The organism is Neisseria sp. HMSC061H08 (assembly GCF_001836795.1).
In the GTDB taxonomy this organism is placed as follows: Bacteria; Pseudomonadota; Gammaproteobacteria; order Burkholderiales; family Neisseriaceae; genus Neisseria; species Neisseria subflava_A.
The window spans coordinates 136,622-151,822 of sequence record NZ_KV830562.1 but is presented as its reverse complement, the minus strand read 5'-3'; the positions used below and the strand labels follow the sequence as shown (position 1 = coordinate 151,822).

Sequence of the window (15,201 nt, the reverse complement as noted above, 5' to 3'; positions counted from 1 at the left end):
AGGGAGTGATTGGTGGCGGAAACAGCCGAAAACCTGTGTTGGGGTTTCGACTGTTGTGGGAAGGGCTTTTTTGCAAAGGTCTCGGCCTTTATTTTATTTAGAGCTTGAGCCACTTTTGGATTTTATTCGTTTGTTTTCTTTTGATTCAAATCCACCAGCCTTGTTCCGGCCAAGAAGTCGTAGAGGAACTGGCGGTCGGGATGGAATAGGGCGAAGCCCCATGGCAGGATGAGCCAAATGAGCGCGGCGCCGAATGCGCCTTTAGGCGGTATATTGAGCAGATGACGCAATCCGGCGTAGGCAAATAGGGGAATGAAGACAATAAAAATGCTGGCCCAAATAAAGCGCAGGCGCAGCTGCGGCAGGGGCGGCTGGGTGTCGTTTTTATCGGCCAAACCGATTTTCCATGTCTGCATGGCGAGGGTTTGGCCTTTTTTGTGCCAGTTGGCGCGGAAGTAGAGCCACCATGCGTAGAACAGAATCAGGCAGGTTGCCAGCATGGACAGGCGCGTAGAAACGGGATTGAGAAAGATGGCGGCAATACCGGCTGCAAGGGCGGCAATGCTGGTCACGGCGCCGGTCAGCAGAAGTTCGTAAACCAGTGCGGCGAGGCGGCGTTTGAGAGGGGCGGTGGGAAAGCGGGTCATAATGCGATGGAAACGGAAATGGGTTTGATGGCAATAAAAACAGGCCGTCTGAAACGGGGTGGGATGTTCAGACGGCCTGTTACTGTCGGGATTAGCGATGTGGACGTTTTTGACCGCGTGCCTGTTGGGCAGCCATTTGGTTCATTTCCTGACGGGTCGGACGTTTTTTGAAGATGGCGTGCGCTTCGTCAACGGAACATTTTTGCGACAGGCAAACCAAGGTAATTGCGTCTTTTTGATGTTGGCCGCCGCTGTGGTACATGCGGCGCAGGTTGGCTTCGTTGATACGGCCTTTTTCCGGATCGATGTCGAATTTTTTCAGGCGCTCGAGGAATTGGCGTTGCTGACGGCGCGAAGTCCAAACGAAACCGCCTGCGGCAGCGGCCACGATGATGACGGCCAACAGGATGGCCAGCGGCCATGAATCGACGATCAGAACGATGATGAGGCTTAATACGGCAGTGGTCAGCAGGGCCAGACCGCCGATGCGAAGTTTGGTTTTATTATCCATATGGTTGGTGTTTCCTTGTTTTTTGCTGGAAGAGGCCGTCTGAAATGCGAGGTTCAGACGGCCTGAATTTGAGTTTACGCTATTTTACAGTATTTTCTGTTTTTGGGGCGTATTGCGTGCAAGTTTCTTGACGCGCGGCAACGGTTTCAAGCGGCCAACGAGGTAACGAGCTGTTTGAACTCGGTCCATGCATCGCCTTCTTCCGCGCCTTTGATGATGCGGTCGATTTTGGCGCAGGTTTTGAGCGCGTCGAGCAGGCGGTTGATGGAAATGCGTTTGGCCGCTATCGGTGCAAGGGTCTGCTTGTCGCCCCATAAACGTAGGCTGTTACGCAGGCTTTGGATGTTTTGGCCTTGCTTGAGTGCGGCAGTGAGGCGGATTAGGGTGCGGATGTCTTCTGCAACTGCCCACAACAGTAAAACCGGCTCTTCACCTTCTTCTTCCAAGCCGTCCAGCAAACGGGAAACGCGCAGGGTATCGCCTTTCATCCATGCGCCCGCCAGTTGGAATACATCGAAGCGGGCGACGGTGGCAACCGCGGCTTCTGCGTCGGCAATATTGATCAAATGGCCTTTTGGATGCAGCAGGGCGAGTTTTTCGATTTCCTGACGGGCGGCCAAAAGATTGCCTTCGACGCGCTCGGCAAAAAGGGCGAGTGCTTCAGGTTCGATATCCAAACCCTGCTGTTTCAGACGGCCTTGTATCCATTGCGGCAAAGCATGTGGCGCAACGGCTTTGGCTTCTAAGACGATGCCTTTGCCTGCCAATGCGGAAAACCATTTGGACTGGATCTGCGCTTTTTCAAGCTTGGGCAGGAGGATGAGCGTAACCGTATCTTCTGGCAGGCGTTCGGCGAAGGTTTGCAGGGCATCGCCTCCGTTTTTGCCGGGTTTGCCGTTGGGAATGTGGATTTCCAGCAGTTTCAAATCGGCAAACAAACCTGCGCTGCCGGCACTTTGCAACAGCTCGTTCCAGTCAAAATTGTTTTCGGCGGTATAGACTTCGCGGTTGAGATAACCTTGTTTTTTTGCGGCTGCGCGCAGCGTATCCAAAGCCTCGATGCGCAACAAATCCTCTTCGCCGTGAATAATGTACAACGGCTTGAGCGGCGTATCGGGGCGCAGGCTCTCAATGGGCGCGGCAGCCATTATTGCGCTTTCAGGAAAGTCAGGCGGCGGACGATTTGATCTGCGGCGTCGATGCGCATTTCAGACCAAATGGTTTCTTCCTCTTCCTGTTTGCCCAAAACTTCGCTGTCGGCGTAGTCCATGGTGCGGTGAACCTTGACTTCCATCGGTTCGCCAACCGGCTCGCCGTTGCGGAAGGCTTGTGCTTTGACAGTCATGGCCAGCAGGTATTCGTTGATCGCGGCAGCGCGGGTGATGGTGTAGATGTCGCGGCGTTTTTGAAAGTCGACAACGCGCAGGGTGATTTGTGATTCGGCTTCGCTAACCGGATGGCCGTCGGCACGGCGTAAGGCATTTTCCAGCGCTTTTTGCATGACGGATCCGCCTTCTACATGCCAGTTCTGATAAGGCAGCGGCTGAGAAGTCACGCCTGTGCCTTTCAGGTGGAAACCGCAAGAGGCAAGCAATAGGGCGATTGCAGGCAATAGGATTTTTTTCATTGGATATTCCTTCGTTGAAACCGGTTACGGTATCGTCGGATTATAACGAATAATGTTTAGGCCGTCTGAAACCGTAAACGGAAAGTATTTCAGACGGCCTTGTCTTTAGATGGCGCAAATCTTATTTTTCCAACCAAATCAGGCTGACCATGCGGCCGGTTTGTCCATCACGGCGGTAGGAGAAGAAAGTATCGCGTTCCAAGACGGTGCAATGGGTGCCGCCATAAATCATGTTCACGCCTTCACGGTGCAGAACCATGCGTGCCAAAGCGTAAATGTCGGCAAGGTATTTGCCGCCGCCGATGTCTTCAAACGCATCGGCAGCTTCCGGCATGGGTGTGCAAAACGCATCAAATACATCTTGCCCCACCTCAAACGCATCAGGGCCGATGGCAGGGGCGAGATAGGCCATGATTTCCAAAGGCTCGACCTTCATTGCCGCAATGGTGTTTTGCAAAACACCGCCGGCCAAACCGCGCCAACCTGCATGGGCCGCTGCAACCACCGTCCCTGCTTTGTCGCAAAGCAAGACGGGCAGACAGTCGGCAGTCATTGAAGCGCAGGCGACCGTGCCCGTTGTATCCACCGAGGCATCGGCGTCGGGCGTATTGCCTAACGCTTCGGCGGCATTCACAACAATGGTGCTGTGGATTTGATTAAGGTAGGCAACGGGCAGGCCGACTTGTTCCTGCACGATTTCGCGGTTGCGGAGCACGGCTTCCAGATTGTCGCCGACGTGCGAACCGACATTCAGGCTGCGGTACACGCCTTCGCTGACACCGCCGTTGCGTGTGGTAATAAGCGTTTTAACATTGGCAGGAGCAGGCCAGTCGGCAGTTAAAAAATTTTTGCCTTGCGGGGCGAGGTTTAGGGTATCTGTGATGGTTTTCATAATCTTTGAATTGCTGAATATTGGAACGGATTGATTTCAGACGGCCTCAAAATAATATTTTAGGCCGTCTGAAAAATGGGTTTAATCCCTTACATAAACGACTTCGACATCGTAGTCGTCTTCATTCCAATCGTCGTCATCATCCATGCCGAATTTCTCTTGCCATTCTTCCTCGTTGCTCAGGGACGAATCCAAACCGGCTTCCAGACGCAGGACGGAAAGCAGGTGGTACATATCGTCAGGTATAGGCGCTTCAAAGGAAACGGTTTCGCCGGTTTTCGGATGGACAAAGCTCAAGCGGTAGGCGTGCAGGGCTTGGCGCGCACCAAGGGCTTTGATGGCCTCTTTAACCGCATCGCTGCATGGATGGCGCAGGTTGCCGTAAACAGGGTCGGCGGCCAGCGGATGGTTGGCTTCGCGCATATGAACGCGGATTTGGTGCGTACGGCCAGTTTCGAGCGAGCATTCGATGTAGCTGTGTGCCAGATAACGTTCCAACACTTTGACGTGGGTAATGGCAGGTTTGCCGCCAAATTTGACGACTGCCATTTTCAGGCGGTTGTGCGGATCGCGGCCGATTTGGGTTTCGATTTTGCCGTCAAAAGGGACGATTCCGTTGGCAATGGCGCGGTAAATGCGTTTGACTGTGCGCTCTTGAAGCTGTTGAACCAATGAGTTTTGCGCCGGCAAGGTCTTGGCGACCACCATCAGGCCGCTGGTTTCTTTGTCCAAACGGTGTACGATGCCCGCACGCGGCACTTGGCTTAATTCCGGACAGTGCGCCAACAGGCCGTTGAGCAAGGTGCCACTCCAGTTGCCTGCGGCAGGGTGGACGACCAATCCGGCCGGTTTGTTGATGACGATGACGGTATCGTCTTCATAAATAATGTCCAAATCCATCGGTTCGGGCGTGAACGCGAGGTTTTCTTCGCTCGGACGTACCGTAACGGCAATCAATTCACCGCCTATCATTTTATCTTTGGGTTGCGCGGGCTTATCGTTTACAATGACTGTACCCTCTTTAATCCATGAACTCAGGCGGCTGCGCGAGTAGTCGGGCATGAGTTTGGCCAATACGGCATCCAGCCTTCCGCCCGCCATTTCGAGCGGAACGGTCAAATTAACACAACTTTCTGTTTCAGGGGATGACGGAAAGTCTAAATCATCGCTATAATCGGCTTCGTTATCAAAGGAAGTATTCTGCATGAAAAAAATTCTTTTAGTAGTTTCTTTAGGTTTGGCACTGAGTGCCTGCGCAAATAAAGGCACAATCGATAAAGACGCCCAAATTACTCAAGATTGGAGTGTGGAAAAGCTTTATGCCGAAGCGCAAGACGAGTTGAACAGCAACAATTATACGCGAGCTGTCAAGTTATACGAAATTTTAGAATCCCGTTTCCCAAACGGCCGCTATGCACAGCAGTCCCAGTTGGATACGGCGTATGCCTATTATAAAGACGATGAGCCGGAAAAAGCCTTGGCTGCCATTGCGCGCTTCCAACGCCATCATCCGCAACATCCGAATATGGACTACGCGCTGTACTTGAAAGGTTTGGTCCTGTTTAACGAAGACCAGTCTTTCTTAAACAAGCTGGCTTCCCAAGACTGGTCCGACCGCGACCCGAAAGCCAACCGCGATGCTTATCAGGCGTTTGCCGAGCTGGTGCAACGTTATCCAAACAGTAAATACGCTGCCGATGCAACCGAACGCATGGCCAAGCTGGTGGACGCTTTGGGCGGTAACGAAATGTCTGTGGCGCGTTATTACATGAAACGCGGTGCTTATGTCGCAGCGGCCAACCGTGCGCAAAAAATCGTCAGCCGTTACCAAAATACCCGTTATGTCGAAGAAGCTTTGGCGATGATGGAATTGGCGTACAAAAAACTGGACAAGCCGCAACTGGCCGCCGATACACGCCGCGTTTTGGAAACCAACTTCCCTCAAAGCCCGTTCTTACAACACGAATGGCGATCTGATGATATGCCTTGGTGGCGTTACTGGCGTTAAGCGTCGGGTTGTTCAGGCATGAATAAGGCCGTCTGAAAATGATGCATCTATGCATTTAGTTTTCAGACGGCCTTTGTTTTTAATGTTTTTTACGTTTCCTGCAAACAGGGTGCAAAATTTGTTTTAATATGGTAAAGTCTGATTTTAATAACTCGACGGTTTGAAGCCGTCACTCAGGGGCTGTTTAAATTTAAAATCAGTTTTGTTGAAGCCGCATCGGATGTGCCGTCGATGCATTCAGGAAAATTTCAGTCGTCAGGCTGATTTGGTTTTAAATTTAAGCAGCCCTTTATGTTTACAAAAAAACAGAGGTAGATTCTCATGAAGTCTTGGCAGCTTCCTGAACACGTTGCCGACGTGTTACCGACCAATGCCCGACAACTGGAAAGCGCCCGTGAGCGGCTGTTGGCTTTGTTCCGCGTGCATGGTTATGAATTAGTGCAACCGCCATTGATGGAATACAGCCATTCCTTATTGACGCATATCGATGCCGGTTTGTCTTTGAAAACCATTTTGGTCGTTGATCAGCTTAGCGGCCGCCAGCTTGGTATCCGCGCGGATATTACGCCGCAGGTTGCGCGTATTGATGCCCACTTGCTTTCTGCCAACCAAGGCATCAACCGTTTATGCTATGCCGGTTCGGTGCTTCATGCGCGGCCTGACGGATTGCTCAATATGCGCGAGCCTTTGCAGGCGGGTGCGGAAATGTACGGCTTGGAAGGCATTGAAGCGGATATTGAATTGATTGATTTGATGCTGAAAAGCATGAAAATCGCCGATATGGGCGAAGTTTTGCTTTCATTAGGCCATATCGGCGTATTCCGCGCATTAGCGTATGCCGCGCATTTGGATGAGCAGCAATCGGCAATCTTGCTGTCATCGATGCAGGACAAAGATGCTGAGGCTGTCAGCCAGTTGGTCAAAGAGTGGAAACTTGACGGTATGTGGGCAAAAGCGTTTTCATTGTTGCCCCGATTGTATGGCGGTCGTGAAGTGCTGACTATGGCTAGAGAGAAATTACCGGAATTGTCCGCAGTCAGTGCGGCGTTGGATGAATTGCAGGCCGTATGCGACGCGTTTCCAAATCAAAAAGTGCATATCGATTTATCGGAATTGCGCGTTGACAATTACCATACCGGCTTGCTTTACGCGGCTTATGGTTCAAATCTTCATGATGCAGTGGCACGCGGCGGCCGTTATGACGGATTGGGCGGATACTTCGGACGTGCGCGTCCGGCTGCCGGATTCAGTTTTGATTTGCGCAGCTTTATCGGCCGCCTTCCCGCTATCGGACGGGAGTCCGTGGTGGCGGTCGATGTCAAAGACATGCCTGCGGCTCAAGAAGCGGTAGATGCTTTGCGCGAACAAGGACAATGTGTCGTTATCGATTACGGTATCGGCTACAACGGTTCGGAAGAGGTTACAGGCCGTCTGAAACAGGTAGACGGCGTTTGGAAAGTAATCGCTTTGAACGATTGAGTTTTATTTTGAAATTTTGTATCTGAAATAAGGTTAGATGGCTATGGCTAAAAATGTTGTCGTAATCGGTGCCCAATGGGGTGATGAAGGCAAAGGTAAGATTGTTGACTGGCTGGCGGAAGAAACCAGCGGTGTTGTACGTTTCCAAGGCGGCCACAATGCCGGCCATACTTTGGTCGTCGGTGGCAAAAAAACCATTTTGCGCCTGATTCCAAGCGGTATTTTGCATGAGACTTTGGACTGTTTCATCGGCTCAGGCGTTGTCGTTTCTCCTGAAGCATTGTTGGGTGAAATCGACGAATTGAACGCTGCCGGTGTGAAAAACGTTGAAGGCCGTCTGAAAATTGCGCCGACCTGCCCATTGATTCTGCCTTACCACATTGCGCTTGACCAAGCTCGCGAAGCTTCCCGCGGTAAAAGCAAAATTGGTACAACCGGTCGTGGCATCGGCCCAGCCTATGAAGATAAAGTTGCCCGCCGCGCGATTCGCGTGGTGGACTTGTTGCACCCTGAAAAACTGGTTGAAAAACTGGAAGCCGTTTTGGCTTATTACAATGTTCAGTTGCAACACCTGCACAATGCCGAGCCGGTAAAAGTTGAAGACGTGATGGCGGTCATTGAAAAAGTTGCACCACGCATTACGCCGATGATTACCGATGTTTCCCGTGTTTTGAATGAGAAAAACCGCAAAGGCGAAAGCCTGTTGTTTGAAGGCGCGCAAGGTACGTTGCTGGATATCGACTACGGTACTTATCCGTTTGTAACTTCCTCCAACTGCTTGGCTGGTGCCGCTTCTGCCGGTGCCGGCGTAGGTCCGCAAATGCTGGATTACGTTTTAGGTATTGTTAAAGCCTATACGACCCGCGTGGGTTCCGGCCCATTCCCGACTGAATTGTTTGACGAAGTAGGCGCAGGCTTGGCTGAGCGCGGCCATGAGTTCGGTTCTGTAACCGGTCGTGCGCGTCGTTGCGGTTGGTTTGACGCCGCTGCTCTGAAACGCTCTATTCAAGTTAACGGCATTTCCGGCATGTGCATTACCAAGCTGGACGTGATGGACGGCATTGAAAACATCAATATCTGCGTAGGTTATGAATTGCCTGATGGCAGCAAAACCGACATTCTGCCTTGCGGCTCCGATGCGGTAGAAACCTGCAAACCGATTTACGAAACCATGCCGGGTTGGAGCGAGTTGACTTTCGGCGTGAAAGAGTACGACAAGCTGCCTGAAAACGCTAAAGCTTATCTGAAACGTATTGAAGAAGTTTGCGGTGCGCCTGTGGCTATTGTTTCAACCGGTCCTGACCGTGAAGAAACCATCGTTTTGCATCATCCGTTTGCTTAATTGATTAAGTGAATAAAAGGCCGTCTGAATGTTTCAGACGGCCTTTTATATGAAATGCAATAAAAATTCAGCCCTGAAGGATGTCTGTCTTCAGGGCTGAATTTTGTATTTTACGCCGTTTTTAAACGCGAGTGTTTGGAAACCGAGATGTAGTGCTAAGTAACAATTATTCTCATTGATGTAAGTCAAGAAAAGACTAGTCTGTAATTTTATTTCAAGAAAACCCCTGTAAATGGAAGGGTATTAGTGCTATCCTTTCAGAAAATTTACGGTCTATATTTTCAATAAAATTAGGAGCTTGATATGTCAAATGATGTTCAGCAACGTCCAGCCGCTTGGGAAGGTTTTACCGGCGGTAACTGGGAAACCAATGTAGATGTTCGCGATTTTATTCAGAAAAACTACACGCCTTATGAAGGCGATGCCTCTTTCTTGGCACCAGCAACCGAAGCCACAACCAAACTGTGGGCGGGCGTATTGGAAGGCATCAAAGTAGAAAACCGTACGCACGAGCCGTACAAAATCGACGCGCAAATTATATCCGGTATTACCAGCCACGCTCCAGGCTACATCAACAAAGATTTGGAAACCATCGTCGGCCTGCAAACAGACGAGCCTTTGAAACGCTCCATCATGCCGTTTGGCGGTTTGAAAATGGTGCAAGACGCGTGCAAAGTGTACAACGTTGAGTTGAACCCTGAAGTCAGCGAAATTTTCACCAGATACCGTAAAACCCATAACCAAGGCGTGTTTGACGTTTACACTCCCGACATCCGCCGTTGCCGTAAATCAGGCGTGATTACCGGTCTGCCGGATGCTTATGGCCGTGGCCGTATTATTGGTGACTACCGTCGTGTTGCATTATACGGTATCGACTTCTTGATGAAAGACAAACTCAACCAGTTCAACTCACTGCAAGCCGATTTGGAAAACGGTGTGGACTTGGAAGAAGTGATCCGCCGCCGCGAAGAAATCAATGAGCAATATAAAGCATTGAGCCAAATGAAAGAAATGGCGGCTTCTTACGGCTACGATATTTCCGGCCCTGCAAAAAATGCACAAGAAGCCATCCAATGGACTTACTTTGCCTACCTCGCTGCCGTTAAATCTCAAAATGGTGCGGCGATGTCTTTCGGCCGTGTATCTTCATTCTTGGACATCTACATCGAACGCGACCTGAAAAACGGTGTGATTACCGAAACCCAAGCGCAAGAATTCATTGACCACTTGGTGATGAAACTGCGTATGGTCCGTTTCCTGCGTACTCCGGAATACGATCAACTCTTCTCCGGCGACCCGATTTGGGCGACCGAATCTATCGGCGGTATGGGCTTGGACGGCCGCACCTTGGTAACACGTACCAACTTCCGCGTGTTGCACACCCTGTACAACATGGGGCCGTCTCCTGAGCCAAACATCACCGTATTGTGGTCTGAACAACTGCCGCAAGGCTTTAAAGAATTTTGCGCCAAAGTATCCATCGACACTTCGTCTATCCAATACGAAAACGACGACTTGATGCGTCCTGACTTTAATAGCGATGATTACGCTATTGCCTGCTGCGTGAGCCCGATGATTGTCGGCAAACAAATGCAATTCTTCGGCGCCCGTGCCAACTTAGCAAAAACCCTGCTGTACGCGATCAACGGTGGTGTGGATGAGAAATCTAAAGAGCAGATTGGTCCGAAAACTGAGCCGATTTTGGACGAAGTTTTGGATTACGATACCGTATTCGCACGCATGGACCAATTCATGGATTGGTTGGCAACCCAATACGTTACCGCGTTGAACATCATTCACTACATGCACGACAAATACAGCTACGAAGCTGCATTGATGGCATTGCATGACCGTGATGTGATCCGTACGATGGCTTGCGGTATTGCCGGTCTGTCTGTGGCTGCCGACTCTCTGTCTGCCATTAAATACGCCAAAGTAAAACCGGTTCGTGACGAAAACGGCATTGCCGTTGACTTTGAAATCGAAGGCGAATACCCACAATTTGGTAACAACGACGACCGCGTTGACGATATCGCCTGCGATTTGGTTGAACGCTTCATGAAAAAAGTGGCAACTCACAAAACTTACCGCAACGCCACTCCGACTCAGTCCGTACTGACCATTACCTCCAACGTTGTTTACGGTAAGAAAACCGGTAATACTCCAGACGGCCGCCGTGCAGGCGCTCCGTTTGGTCCGGGTGCAAACCCAATGCACGGCCGTGACGTCAACGGTGCAGTCGCTTCATTGACTTCCGTAGCCAAACTGCCATTTGAGTTTGCCAAAGACGGTATTTCCTATACCTTCTCCATTATTCCTGGCGCGTTGGGTAAAGACGAGCATTCTCGCGAACGCAACCTTGCCGGTTTGATGGACGGTTATTTCCACCATGAAGACGGTATTTGGGAAGGCGGCCAACACTTGAACGTCAACGTATTGAATCGCGAGACTTTGGAAGATGCGATGCACAATCCGGAGAAATATCCGCAGTTGACCATTCGTGTGTCCGGTTATGCGGTTCGCTTCAACTCGCTGACCCGCGAACAACAGCTTGACGTGATTACCCGTACATTCACAGAAACCATGTAATCCGGGTGAAGAAACAAGCCAGAAGCTAAATTTGCATTTGGTTTGTTTTGAAACAAAGCTCTGAGGCCGTCTGAAATGTTCAGACGGCCTTTATTATCGTACAATCCATATAAGCAAAAACATTTTTGAGCCGAGCACTATGTCCACGACTTTTGCCATTACCCCCGAGCCGGAACTGAAAGACCTTGGCCACCGTCACTATAACGGCAAAGGCATTATTCATTCGATTGAATCTTGCGGTGCTGTCGATGGTCCGGGCTTGCGCTACGTGCTCTTTTTGCAAGGTTGCCTGATGCGCTGCTTGTATTGCCATAATCGCGACACATGGGATCTCCATACTGAGCAGGCGCAGGAATTGGATGTGGCAACCGTAATGAAGCAGGTCATGACCTATCGTCATTATCTGCGTGCGACAGGCGGAGGTGTAACGGCAACCGGTGGCGAGCCATTATTGCAATATGAGTTTGTACGCGATTGGTTTACGGCCTGCCGGGAACACGATATCCATACCTGTCTCGACAGCAATGGCTATGCTTTGCACTATGATTCGATTTTGGATGATTTGCTCGAACATACCAATTTGGTCATGCTCGACTTAAAACAAATCGATCCTGAAATTCATAAAGTGCTTGTCGGTATCCCAAATACCAAAACGCTGAAATTCGCGCGCTATCTTGCCGAACGCAATCAGCCGACGCGTGTGCGTTATGTGGTTGTCCCAGGCTACACCGATGATGAGCGTTCAGCGCATTTATTGGGCGAGTTTATCGGTGATATGGATAATGTCGAAATGGTCGAGCTTTTGCCGTATCACGAATTGGGCGCACATAAATGGGCTTTGTGTGGTGATGAGTACAAGTTAAAAGGCGTACATCCGCCGCCTAAAGAAACCATTTTGAAAATCAAAGAAATATTAGAGAGTTACGGAAAAAACATTATTTATTAAAACAGAAAAAGGCCGTCTGAAACGAAATAATCAGTTTCAGACGGCCTTTTAACTATTGAAAAAAACTTAAGCGTTCAATGTGGCCAGAACCTTGGCAACAACTTCTGATACTGCAACGGCTTGAGCCTGATTGTCACGGCGTTCGGCATATTCGACATTGCCTTCTTTTAAGGCGCGATCGCCGATTACGATGCGGTGAGGAATACCCAACAGCTCGGAGTCATTCAGCAATACGCCTGCACGTTCGTCGCGGTCATCCAGCAAAACATCCGCACCGGCGGCCAAAAGCTCGGCATAGATTTTGTCGGCAGCTTCGCGTACGGCTTCAGATTTTTTGTAGTTCATCGGCACGATAACGACTTCAAACGGCGCCATTGCTTTGGTCCAAACAATGCCTTTTTCGTCGTTGTTTTGCTCGATGGCGGCGGCCACAACGCGGGTAATACCGATACCGTAGCAGCCCATTTCCATGATTTGGGATTTGCCGTTATTGTCCAAGAAGCTGACATTCATGGCTTGGGTATATTTGTCGCGCAATTGGAAAACGTGACCGACTTCAATACCGCGCGCCAGTTTCAGACGGCCTTGTTCATCAGGGCTGATGTCGCCTTCGATGACATTGCGCAAATCGACAAATTCAGGCTCGGCAGCATCGCGGCCGAAGTTGAAGCCGGTATAGTGGTAGTCGTCTTCGTTCGCGCCAATCACCCAGTCTACGCCTTTTTCAGTGGCGAAATCGGCATAGACTTTACCTTTGAAGTTGACAGGACCGAGAGAGCCGCCGTTTGCGCCGAACTGTTCAACAATTGCGGCAGGGCTTGCCATGGTCAGTGGCGATTTCACGCCGGCCAGTTTTTCTGCCTTGATGTCGTTAAATTCATGGTCGCCACGCAACAGCAACAGGACGAGTTCGCCTTCGTTTTCGCCTTCAACCACGATGGATTTGAGGGTTTGTTCAACCGGAATATTGAGGAATTCAACCAAAGACTCAATGGTTTTGACATTTGGCGTATGTACTTTGGTCAACTCGACCTGAGCAGCGGCGCGTTCGCCCTTGAGCGGCAAAGTCGGTGCCAATTCGATATTGGCGGCGTAATCGGAAGTGTCGCTATATGCAATAACGTCTTCGCCGCTTTCAGCCAATACTTGGAATTCATGAGAGCCGGTACCTCCGATGCTGCCGGTATCTGCGGCAACAGGACGGAATTCCAAACCCAAACGGGTGAAGATACGGCAGTAAGCGTCGTACATGGCATCATAGGTCGTCTGAAGCGAGGAGTAGTCGGCATGGAAGGAATAAGCGTCTTTCATGACAAACTCGCGTGCACGCATCACGCCGAAGCGCGGACGCACTTCATCGCGGAATTTGGTTTGGATGTGGTAAAAGTTTTTCGGCAGTTGTTTGTAGCTGTTGACTTCTTTGCGCACGATATCGGCAATGACTTCTTCACAAGTCGGACCCATGCAGAAATCGCGGTCATGACGGTCTTTCAGGCGCAGCAGTTCTTTACCGTAAAACTCCCAGCGGCCGGATTCTTGCCACAGTTCGGCAGGTTGTACCACCGGCATTAGCAGCTCCACGCTACCTGCGCGGGCCATTTCTTCGCGCACGATATTTTCAACTTTGCGCAATACGCGCAGACCCATCGGCATCCAAGTATAAAGACCGGATGCGTTGGCTTTGATCAAGCCGGCACGAATCATCAGCTTGTGGCTGGCAAGTGCGGCTTCGGCTGGGGCTTCTTTCAGGGTGGAAATGAAGAACTGGGAGGCTTTCATGGCGTATTTTTCTTTCTTAAAAATAAGTGCGTATTGTAACGCAAAATGTATGGCCGCGTGTCTTTTGAATGGTATCGGATGAAATCGGCCGTTGTTTTACACAGCTTTTGATTCGGGGCGATTTTTAGGGATGTCAACCCTAATTTATGCACAAACCCGCATAACCTTGTTTTACCTATAAATTTTCACTGTATGATTATAGTAAAATCTTATAAACATAACTATTTGATTTTATTGAATTTTATTGAATTTTATTTGATTAAATTTTAGTCAATTTAAGACTTGGTTTGTTCCTAAAGAAAATTTTACGATTACCCAAAGCTTATCAACAGATTTATCCACAGAGATTGTGTATAGATTTTAAATGCTGTCGGCGTAATGATTTCGCATGATTGGTAAGCCTTGTTTAAAGCAGATTGGGTTGCCTTAAAAAGATGGGGCAACAACACGATGGGCAGGTTTTGCGCTAACATTCTGCTTATTGTTGCTTCCCTACAAGGAATAAAATGAAAAATTCAGAATTGCAGTTTCTGGAACGCAGAAAGATGTTTAACGGGCATCAGGAACGCTACCGTCACTTTTCTCAAACCTGCCGGACGGATATGGTATTTGATGTCTATCTGCCACCACAAGTTTTAAAAGGTTATCCCGCGCCTGTTTTATATTTTCTTTCCGGTTTAAATAGTGATGGTTCTGAATTGGTTCAACAAAGCGGAATCCAACGTTTTGCGGCGCAATGGAATATTATCGTGGTTTTCCCGGATACCTCGCCACGCGGTCAGCATGTTGCCGACAGCGGTGAACATTATCTTGGACAGGGCGCCGGATTTTATGTCAATGCAACTGAAGCACCTTGGGCGCAGCATTATCAAATGGAAAGCTATATCAGCCAAGAATTACCTGATTTGATCGAGCATCATTTTCCGGTAACGAAAGAGCGCAGCATTGCAGGTTTCAGTATGGGCGGGCATGGCGCATTGCATTTGGCTTTGAAGCATCCCGGCCGATATGCTGCGGTTTCTGCCTTTGCGCCTTTATGTCATCCCATCGATACGGAAGGCGGCAGGCTGGCGTTTTCAGCTTATTTGGGTCAAAACGTAGAAACATGGAAACGCTATGACAGTACAGAGCTGCTTCAGACGGCCTCGCATAAATTGCCTGTTTTGATTGATTTCGGCAGTGAAGATGCTTTATACCCTGAATTCCTGCAACCCGAAGGGTTTGTCCGCTCAGCACGAGAAAAAGGTTTCAATATCCAATATAAAGTCCGTCCGGGCTATGGGCATGACTATTTCTTTATTGCCAGCTTTATCGATTCGCATATTGAGTTTCACGCTCAGGCATTAGGGCTTTAAACTATATTAAATAAAAGGCCGTCTGA

At 49.7% G+C, this 15,201-nt stretch carries 13 protein-coding genes; 6 read left to right on the top strand and 7 right to left on the bottom strand.

Annotation, left to right across the window (positions count from 1 at the left end; all coding sequences use genetic code 11):
- Positions 1–122: 122 nt before the first annotated feature.
- The 6 genes from HMPREF2675_RS04735 to rluD all read right to left on the bottom strand — a co-directional run bounded on the left by HMPREF2675_RS04735 (position 123) and on the right by rluD (position 4,883).
- Complete coding sequence (locus HMPREF2675_RS04735; protein WP_070814238.1) at positions 123–647, bottom strand: RDD family protein; 525 nt, start codon at positions 645–647, stop codon at positions 123–125.
- A 91-nt stretch (positions 648–738) separates the two neighbouring features.
- Complete coding sequence (locus HMPREF2675_RS04730) at positions 739–1,158, bottom strand: hypothetical protein (RefSeq protein ID WP_003746427.1); 420 nt, start codon at positions 1,156–1,158, stop codon at positions 739–741.
- 146 nt (positions 1,159–1,304) lie between these two features.
- Positions 1,305–2,306, bottom strand: a complete 1,002-nt coding sequence (holA, locus tag HMPREF2675_RS04725) for a DNA polymerase III subunit delta (RefSeq protein WP_070814237.1) — start codon at positions 2,304–2,306, stop codon at positions 1,305–1,307.
- Positions 2,306–2,785: an LPS-assembly lipoprotein LptE gene (gene lptE / locus HMPREF2675_RS04720; protein ID WP_070814236.1), complete on the bottom strand. Its 480-nt coding sequence runs from the start codon at positions 2,783–2,785 to the stop codon at positions 2,306–2,308. Before lptE ends, holA begins: the two co-directional genes overlap by 1 nt.
- A gap of 121 nt (positions 2,786–2,906) precedes the next feature.
- On the bottom strand, positions 2,907–3,677 hold the full coding sequence (pgeF, locus tag HMPREF2675_RS04715) for a peptidoglycan editing factor PgeF (RefSeq protein ID WP_070814235.1): 771 nt from the start codon (positions 3,675–3,677) through the stop codon (positions 2,907–2,909).
- An 81-nt stretch (positions 3,678–3,758) separates the two neighbouring features.
- Positions 3,759–4,883, bottom strand: a complete 1,125-nt coding sequence (gene rluD, locus HMPREF2675_RS04710; RefSeq protein WP_070814234.1) for a 23S rRNA pseudouridine(1911/1915/1917) synthase RluD — start codon at positions 4,881–4,883, stop codon at positions 3,759–3,761.
- Here rluD and HMPREF2675_RS04705 point away from each other — a divergent pair.
- The 5 genes from HMPREF2675_RS04705 to pflA all read left to right on the top strand — a co-directional run bounded on the left by HMPREF2675_RS04705 (position 4,882) and on the right by pflA (position 12,041).
- A complete protein-coding gene (locus HMPREF2675_RS04705) occupies positions 4,882–5,685 on the top strand; it encodes an outer membrane protein assembly factor BamD (protein WP_004519923.1) in 804 nt (267 codons plus the stop codon). The genes rluD and HMPREF2675_RS04705 overlap by 2 nt on opposite strands.
- A 321-nt stretch (positions 5,686–6,006) precedes the next feature.
- Entirely contained in the window at positions 6,007–7,164 is a 1,158-nt protein-coding gene (locus HMPREF2675_RS04700; protein WP_070814233.1) for an ATP phosphoribosyltransferase regulatory subunit, read from the top strand.
- A gap of 43 nt (positions 7,165–7,207) precedes the next feature.
- Positions 7,208–8,506: an adenylosuccinate synthase gene (locus HMPREF2675_RS04695; RefSeq protein WP_070814232.1), complete on the top strand. Its 1,299-nt coding sequence runs from the start codon at positions 7,208–7,210 to the stop codon at positions 8,504–8,506.
- Between the two features lie 303 nt (positions 8,507–8,809).
- A complete protein-coding gene (gene pflB, locus HMPREF2675_RS04690; protein ID WP_070814231.1) occupies positions 8,810–11,095 on the top strand; it encodes a formate C-acetyltransferase in 2,286 nt (761 codons plus the stop codon).
- 139 nt (positions 11,096–11,234) lie between these two features.
- Positions 11,235–12,041, top strand: a complete 807-nt coding sequence (pflA, locus tag HMPREF2675_RS04685; RefSeq protein ID WP_070814230.1) for a pyruvate formate lyase 1-activating protein — start codon at positions 11,235–11,237, stop codon at positions 12,039–12,041.
- Positions 12,042–12,107: 66 nt separating this feature from the next.
- On the opposite strand, the gene HMPREF2675_RS04680 is transcribed toward pflA, so the two are convergent.
- Positions 12,108–13,820 carry a proline--tRNA ligase gene (locus tag HMPREF2675_RS04680; protein ID WP_070814229.1) on the bottom strand — a complete coding sequence of 571 codons (1,713 nt, stop codon included), beginning with the start codon at positions 13,818–13,820 and terminating at the stop codon, positions 12,108–12,110.
- A gap of 506 nt (positions 13,821–14,326) precedes the next feature.
- Here HMPREF2675_RS04680 and fghA point away from each other — a divergent pair.
- Positions 14,327–15,175 (top strand): S-formylglutathione hydrolase, encoded by an 849-nt coding sequence (gene fghA / locus HMPREF2675_RS04675; protein WP_070814228.1) that lies wholly within the window; start codon positions 14,327–14,329, stop codon positions 15,173–15,175.
- The last annotated feature ends 26 nt before the right edge of the window (positions 15,176–15,201 follow it).